Annotated in this window: 9 protein-coding genes; 5 read left to right on the top strand and 4 right to left on the bottom strand. The window is 41.2% G+C overall.

Annotated features, from left to right (window positions below; all coding sequences use genetic code 11):
• Positions 1-102: 102 nt before the first annotated feature.
• Genes D5018_RS19985 through rpoE form a run of 4 tightly spaced genes read right to left on the bottom strand, consistent with a single transcriptional unit; the run spans position 103 to position 2793 of the window.
• On the bottom strand, positions 103-609 hold the full coding sequence (locus D5018_RS19985) for a SoxR reducing system RseC family protein (RefSeq protein WP_121840745.1): 507 nt from the start codon (positions 607-609) through the stop codon (positions 103-105).
• 14 nt (positions 610-623) lie between these two features.
• On the bottom strand, positions 624-1559 hold the full coding sequence (locus tag D5018_RS19990) for a MucB/RseB C-terminal domain-containing protein (protein ID WP_121840746.1): 936 nt from the start codon (positions 1557-1559) through the stop codon (positions 624-626).
• Positions 1560-1597: 38 nt separating this feature from the next.
• Positions 1598-2191 (bottom strand): sigma-E factor negative regulatory protein, encoded by a 594-nt coding sequence (locus D5018_RS19995; protein ID WP_121840747.1) that lies wholly within the window; start codon positions 2189-2191, stop codon positions 1598-1600.
• A 23-nt stretch (positions 2192-2214) separates the two neighbouring features.
• Entirely contained in the window at positions 2215-2793 is a 579-nt protein-coding gene (gene rpoE, locus D5018_RS20000) for an RNA polymerase sigma factor RpoE (protein WP_121840748.1), read from the bottom strand.
• Positions 2794-3095: 302 nt separating this feature from the next.
• On the opposite strand from rpoE, the gene nadB reads away from it, so the two are divergent.
• The 5 genes from nadB to D5018_RS20025 all read left to right on the top strand — a co-directional run bounded on the left by nadB (position 3096) and on the right by D5018_RS20025 (position 6981).
• Positions 3096-4697, top strand: a complete 1602-nt coding sequence (nadB, locus tag D5018_RS20005; RefSeq protein ID WP_121840749.1) for an L-aspartate oxidase — start codon at positions 3096-3098, stop codon at positions 4695-4697.
• Between the two features lie 134 nt (positions 4698-4831).
• Positions 4832-5203: a hypothetical protein gene (locus D5018_RS20010; protein WP_121840750.1), complete on the top strand. Its 372-nt coding sequence runs from the start codon at positions 4832-4834 to the stop codon at positions 5201-5203.
• Positions 5204-5271: 68 nt separating this feature from the next.
• Positions 5272-5742, top strand: coding sequence for a hypothetical protein (locus tag D5018_RS20015; RefSeq protein WP_133309352.1), 471 nt, complete (start codon positions 5272-5274; stop codon positions 5740-5742).
• Between the two features lie 8 nt (positions 5743-5750).
• Positions 5751-6131, top strand: a complete 381-nt coding sequence (locus tag D5018_RS20020) for a hypothetical protein (protein WP_133309353.1) — start codon at positions 5751-5753, stop codon at positions 6129-6131.
• Between the two features lie 454 nt (positions 6132-6585).
• Positions 6586-6981 (top strand): hypothetical protein, encoded by a 396-nt coding sequence (locus D5018_RS20025; RefSeq protein ID WP_121840753.1) that lies wholly within the window; start codon positions 6586-6588, stop codon positions 6979-6981.
• Positions 6982-7102 lie beyond the last annotated feature (121 nt).

Consider the following 7102-nt stretch of genomic DNA (forward strand, 5'->3'; position numbering starts at 1 on the left):
GCAAAGTGCTGGCTAATAGTGGTAGTTTTCATGGTGTTTAACAGGCAAAGACTATTATAAACCACGATCGATTCTGGTTGGCAAACGATCAAACTTAATTGCTTATTTTTGACCCGTTTGCCCTATTGTCATAGGAGTGTTAATAGATTGACCTAAACGCTCTATAATCACTGGGCTGGCTTCTTGTTCTAACTCTTTGGCTTTTTTACGCCCTAAAAACCATGCAATCACTGCCCCCAAACCACCAAAGATAATGGTTGGAAGATCACCAGATTGAGAACTAAAGCTAATGAGATCTAAGCGAACTAAAAACAGAGTCGCTAACCCTGCCATAATAAAAAAGCCCGCCAAAGGTAACAAATATACTAGGGCAGCAGCTTTTAGGACGACTGATTCTGGCAACCCAATTTTCACCACTTCATTAGGTTGTAGGTCAAGATATGTTTCAATAGAAAACACCTGAGTTTTAGGAGTAAAAGCTTTGGCTACAGCTGAAGTACCACAAGACTCTTCGTTATGGCAGCTATGACAAGCACTTTTGCTTTCCACTTCTACCATAACCCAACCATCTTTCGCCTCAGAGACTACTTTGGCTTTTTCTTCCATCATAGCGGGGTAACCATTCAGTTTTCTAATCGCAAGCTTTTCGCTATCTCAATTAATGTCTTTGACGGTGCCTGCCCAACAACAACGACTTCAGCATCACCAATGCGATCAGTAACAATCGCCATACCATTTTGTGAGGTTAACTCACTTGGCAACTCAGTAGTTTTAGACTCTGAAATATAAACGGAAATGTTAGCTAGACCATCTGTAAGGCCAATATATTCTACAGGTTCACGGCTACCATAGAGCCTGTGATGATCACGAGTTCTCACCTTGAACCCTTTCGGAAGCCAAGTAAATTTCCAGTGATAAGTTTGTTTTTGTGGACTGATAACTCTAGCACTTGGCCACTGCCGCTTTATAGCTTCCTGTAGAATTTCGGGGGTAGTGTCGAATTGACCAATTTCAACCACCATCAATTGTTGAAGTAAATTTTTATCAACACTCACGGTATCCATTCTAAGTGGAAGGAAATTATCCATATCTAACCATACGCGGTAACTGAAGCGGTTATTGTCTTTTGAAATAATTCTAACCAACTGTCCTGGACGGCCAGCTATTCTTGCTCGGCCACCGAGAACAAACTGGTAACTATGACTTAAAATACCGAGGTTACTAGTAAATGCAGCTGGCCACAATCCTTCAATACGGTTAGAAAAAATACTATAAGGCGTTTGATCATGTTCAATAAAAGTAACGGTATTATCGATGCGAACCGCTTTCTGAGGAGGACCATTAAGGTATTCTAGAAAAGCAACTTCCTTATTATCCACTTTGTCATGCAAGTACACTAAAGGGCGTATATGCCCAGCCTGAACTTGCACCATGGAAGCCTTGTATCCTTGATGCTGTAAAGCTTGGCTCATGTTTTCAAGCCAAGCTTTAGCTGTCATTTCGTTTTGTGCTAATGCGGGCAAAGCAACGAGCGACAGAAAAATCAAAATATTGCGCAAACTTACTCCTAAATTAGGGCTCGCCCTAAAAGTGTCACTTAATTATCTGAATTTTGCGACAAACTACTATTACTATTCAACCTTTGTTGCAATAAATGATCTTGTAAGTAAGCATTAATACGGCGACGTTGTTCTTGCAATTGCTCATTATATTCTTGTGCAGAAACGGCATTCGAACTTGGCTCTGCTTGCAAACTTACCGGAGAAGCACTCCCCATGATGGGTAATGTATTCAACACGGGTGATGGATGATTCTCTTGCTCTACTTGCTGGTAATTCTGTACACCGATAACTGCCATTACCGCTACAGATGCCGCTATTGCATATTGACCAACTTGCTTAAACAGAGGCACAACTTTAGCGTTGGCTACTAAAGGTTCTTCAACAGTCACTTTAGTTTCTGGCGTTTGAGGAACGAGAAGTTCAGGCTCACTTTCCAGCGCACTAGCAATACCAGCAGTTAAATCTAAAGGTATGGCATCAGGAAGCTCGTCACGAATTGCATCACCAATTAGATGGTAATTACACCACTTGTCTTGTGCATAGCTATCGTTGCTAAGTGCTTTTATCGCCTGTTCGTCAATATCGCCATCTACGGCAGCCGATAACCACTCTTGATCTAACTTATCCATTAGTCACCTTTCTAAATTCCAACTTATCTTTCCAAAAGAGGTTGGAGCATTTTGTCTACAGCTTCACGAGCTCTGAAAATTCTTGAACGTACCGTTCCGACAGGACACTCCATAATATTTGAGATATCCTCGTAACTCATACCTTCCAATTCTCTTAACGTTAACGCCATTCTAAGTTCTTCTGGCAATGTCTCCAGTGTATCAAAAATTACTTTTTTGATTTCACCTGATAACATCAAGCGCTCCGGAGATGCGAACTCTTTAAGGGCATCGCTACCATCATAAAACTCTGCTTCTCCCGCATCGATATCATTTGCTGGAGCCTTACGCCCCTGAGATACCAAATGGTTTTTTGCCGTATTAACGGCAATTCGATACAACCAAGTATAAAACGCACTATCACCACGAAAGTTCGCCAGTGCTCGGTAGGCTTTGATGAATGCCTCTTGGGCAACATCCGCCACATCCGCTTGATTTCGAACATAACGAGAAATCAAGTTAATGACCTTGCTCTGATACTTTTGAACCAACAGGTTATAAGCTTGCTTATCACCTCGCTGCACGCGCTCTATGATTATTTGATCACTATTCTGTCCACTCATTCGAGCCGACTACTCCTCAATCTACTTGCTGACAATATATAGTCGCTCGAAGTGTGTTTTTGCTACTTGCACTTCAATAGACATACGCCTTTTCAATTAGTTCACTTGGATCATAAAAAATATGGTTTACTTGTTAAAAAAATAAGATCCTAGTCACTCTTTTGTCTTGTTACTTACACCCTACTACGCCCTTATGATTGTTATCACAAGTTTGCATATTTTAGAATTTATAAAAATTGCTACAGCATTAAAATTATATTTGTTTTACCATTAGTGCCACGAAAAAAATAATCACAACCTGAATGACACAAGCAAAAGAACACCAAACTGATGTGCTGGTTATAGGCAGTGGTGCAGCAGGTCTTACCGTTGCATTACAACTTGCTGAGCAGTGTAAAGTAGTTTTAGTATCAAAATCAAAACTTTCCGAAGGTTCAACCTATTACGCTCAAGGTGGTATTGCCGCAGTTTTTGATGATGACGACTCAGTCGAGGCTCACGTTAAAGACACTATGATCGCTGGTGCAGGCCTTTGTGAAGAGTCTGCCGTAAGGCATACAGTAGAAAACAGTAAGCAAGCTATCATGTGGCTTATACAGTCGGGTGTTGCTTTTGATAAAGAAGCCGTAACCGAACCTCAAGGCTCAGTTTACCACCTTACCCGAGAGGGCGGACATAGCCATCGACGTATTCTACATACGGCAGACGCTACAGGTAAAGAAATCCAAAAAACATTGCAACAATGTGCGCTTGAACACCCAAATATCCAAGTGCTAGAGCGCTACAATGCTGTTGATTTAATTTCTAGCAAAAAGCTAAACTTAGCTGGAAACCGTGTATTAGGCGCCTATATTTGGAACCGAGACAATGAGCAAGTTGAGACGGTTAAAGCACGTTCAGTCGTTTTAGCAACAGGTGGGTGCTCTAAAGTTTATCAGTATACTTCTAACCCTGATGTTTCCAGCGGTGATGGTATTGCGATGGCTTGGCGAGTGGGTTGTCGAGTCGCGAACATGGAATTTAATCAATTCCATCCAACCTGTTTATATCACCCAGATGCTCGAAATTTTCTACTCACCGAAGCTCTTCGTGGAGAAGGAGCTTATTTATTGCGTCCTGACGGCACTCGTTTTATGCCTGATTTTGATGAGCGTGCTGAATTAGCCCCACGAGATATTGTTGCTCAAGCGATTGATTTTGAGATTAAACGCTTAGGTGTTGACTGCATGTATTTAGATATCAGTCATAAGCCTGTGGATTTTATTATCCACCACTTCCCAACCATACATAAACGCTGTTTACAGCTGGGCATAGACATCACTAAAGACAGAATTCCCGTAGTGCCTGCCGCCCATTACACCTGTGGCGGTGTTATGGTTGATAGCAATGGTAAAACCGACGTTGAAGGCTTATATGCCATCGGCGAAGTATCATATACCGGATTACATGGCGCAAATCGTCTAGCCAGTAATTCATTACTCGAGTGCGTGGTTTATGCCCGTTCCGCATCGACTCATATTCTTTCGCAATTAGCTTCTCTATCCTTACCTACTTCATTACCGCATTGGGATGAAAGCCAAGTTTCGGACTCAGATGAAGAAGTTATTATCGCCCATAACTGGCACGAATTACGGCTGTTTATGTGGGATTATGTTGGTATTGTCAGAACTAATAAGCGCTTGGAACGCGCTCTTCGACGCTGTGAAATGCTGCAACAAGAAATCCAAGAATACTATTCAAACTTCCGTGTGAGTAACAACTTACTTGAGCTAAGAAATTTAGTACAAGTGGCTGAACTTATTATTCGATGTGCTATCGACCGAAAAGAAAGCCGTGGACTGCATTTTAATGCTGACTACCCTGATAAGTTAGCACACTCAAAACCTACTGTCCTTCACCCTTAAGCTCCCCTTAAGCCGATAACAACAGTTGTCGGCTTTATACCAAATGGCAAGCCATTCCATTCCATTTCAAACTAACCTTAATAAATAACCTGAGCACAAGTTAAATATGAAATACGAGGTTAAGGAGTGACGTTGTGCGTAATTTTCATGTTTGGATTTCAGCTGTAAGCGCTTTATTGGTGGTGGCATGTGGAGGTGATAAAAATCAAGATGAGCAGTTGGTATCGATCAAAGGCAAAGTATTTGATGACTATATAAATGGTGCGAAGGTTTGTTTAGACACAACACAAAATGGAGTGTGTGATCCAAACGAGCCTACAGCAATGAGTACAGAGGGCGGAAAATTCACATTAACTGATGTACCAAAAGCTCACCAAGCACAATATTCATTAATCGCAGAAGTTTCAGTGAAAGCTATTGATGAAATGAATGGTAAGACTGTACCTAAACCCTACACAATGAGTGCGCCTGCTGGTTCAAACGTTATAAACCCTTCACGACTTTAATAGATAACCAAGTTACCCCTGCTCAACTTGGCAGAGCACTTAAGATTGAAGAAAGCCAGCAAGAGTCCATGATGAAGATGCTTCAATCAGACTACATTGCATTTCAACAATCCCCTGAAGTCACTCTTGAAGTAAAATCAGAGCTTAGCAGTTTGCAAAAGTTAGCTCGTATGTCTGTGACTTTAATGGCTGAAAATACGGAACGTTTCAAAAACAGCAATACAGACTCAGTTTCGCAAAAAGAAATGATGATGCTTATTGCAGATAAAACGTTAATGAGCATGGCTAACCTCGTCGAAGAAATGAATTTTGTCGATCAACAAAATTCCAATGATTTTGCATCTACCATGAATTTCAGCGATAAAACCATGCTAACTGGAATGGTATCCATGAACGATGTTGCAAACCAAGTTGCAGTGCAAAAAGCCAAAAAAAATAGCACTGTCGTTAATGTTGCTGAAATGGCATTGCACAGCTTAAGTGGTTTCAATACTTTTTACTCCGAAGTCACCGCTGAAGGCCCTAAATCAGATATATGAATCTCAGCTTGAATCCGATAAGCCTCAATGCCAATGTCAGCCGTATGCAATTTAAGGGAAGTGACTTCTCACCAGCTTCTGAGCGAATCAGTGGCTTCTACTCTTTGACTGCGAATGGTTGGAAACAAGTAAAAGGTGATTATCAGCTTCAAGATCCGAAAAATAAAGAACGTTTCCCGATGCATAAGGAAGGATTTCCTGAACTTGATGTTGAAATGCAAGTCCGTAAAGTCAATATCGAAGGTTTACCAATTCGTTTAGTGCTGAATAAGCGTTCATCAATGATGCTGAAGGAGTCCCCCATTATGGATGTGTGGGCAGCAAGCATTGCTGCTGATAAAACATTTTCTTTAGGCTCAGTCATTTTGACATCAGTACCATCAGTCTAAATGACGCATACTTACTGGCCGATGAATCGGGCTGTTCCGATACTAATGAACTCTGCAACCAAGTACTACTTTTCGATAACAGCGATTCCTACTCGCCTATACAGGAGCTCACCCAAACCAAAACAAGCACCCCTTCAAATGGAGATCTAAGTAAATTAACAGGTGCGATTATCGCTTCAAATGGCAGTAAATTACTGGTTGCAGAATGATTAAATGATGGCAATGCGATTTATTATCAAGTTTCTCCAAAAGAGTCAGCTCCAACGTTAAAGAAAGTGACTCAAATTGCAAAAGGAAAATGGCAACAACAAACGATTCAAAACCAAATTATGTATGATATGCCTTTACCAATGAAGGTCATGAATTTTGACCACTCAAATCGTAAACGCAGCACTCTCATAATGACTGAGTACCAAACCAAGTGCGTCACGGTCAGTATTTAGCTAAAGGCAGTATGATCCGCGAAGATCTTATGGCGTTTAATAAAAATGCCAAGAGCGACATAATGGAAGCCGTTGACATCAGTAAACTGAAGATAACAGGGCAACCTCCACTGACTTCACTTCCTGCACTATGCCGTGCTGGCGATTCAATGAAACTACCTTCAGGTCAACCTGACTTAACGACACTTCGAAGAGACTATCAGTATCAACACGCTGCAGAGAGTTGTAATCCATTTAATAAATCCACGCCCACATTGTCGAACTCGCAAGCAGAGTCGGTAAACAAAACATCAGGATATGCAAAGGGTTTAATGAATTCTCAGACGTCAAATACTGGAGGGTATCGGTTATCTCGTTTTAATATGAGTAACACACTTGTTGAAGAAATTAATTTAGCAACCAAATAAACTACCCCGCAGCAAGCTGTCTCACCTTCGGCTCGACTTCGCTTCGCGAAGCGGGGTATTTATCTCAGAACAACGTTAACTGGTGATCTTTATGTAGCGCTTTGTACTTATCACCTTTTCC

The organism is Parashewanella curva (assembly GCF_003675895.1).
In the GTDB taxonomy this organism is placed as follows: domain Bacteria; phylum Pseudomonadota; class Gammaproteobacteria; order Enterobacterales; family Shewanellaceae; genus Parashewanella; species Parashewanella curva.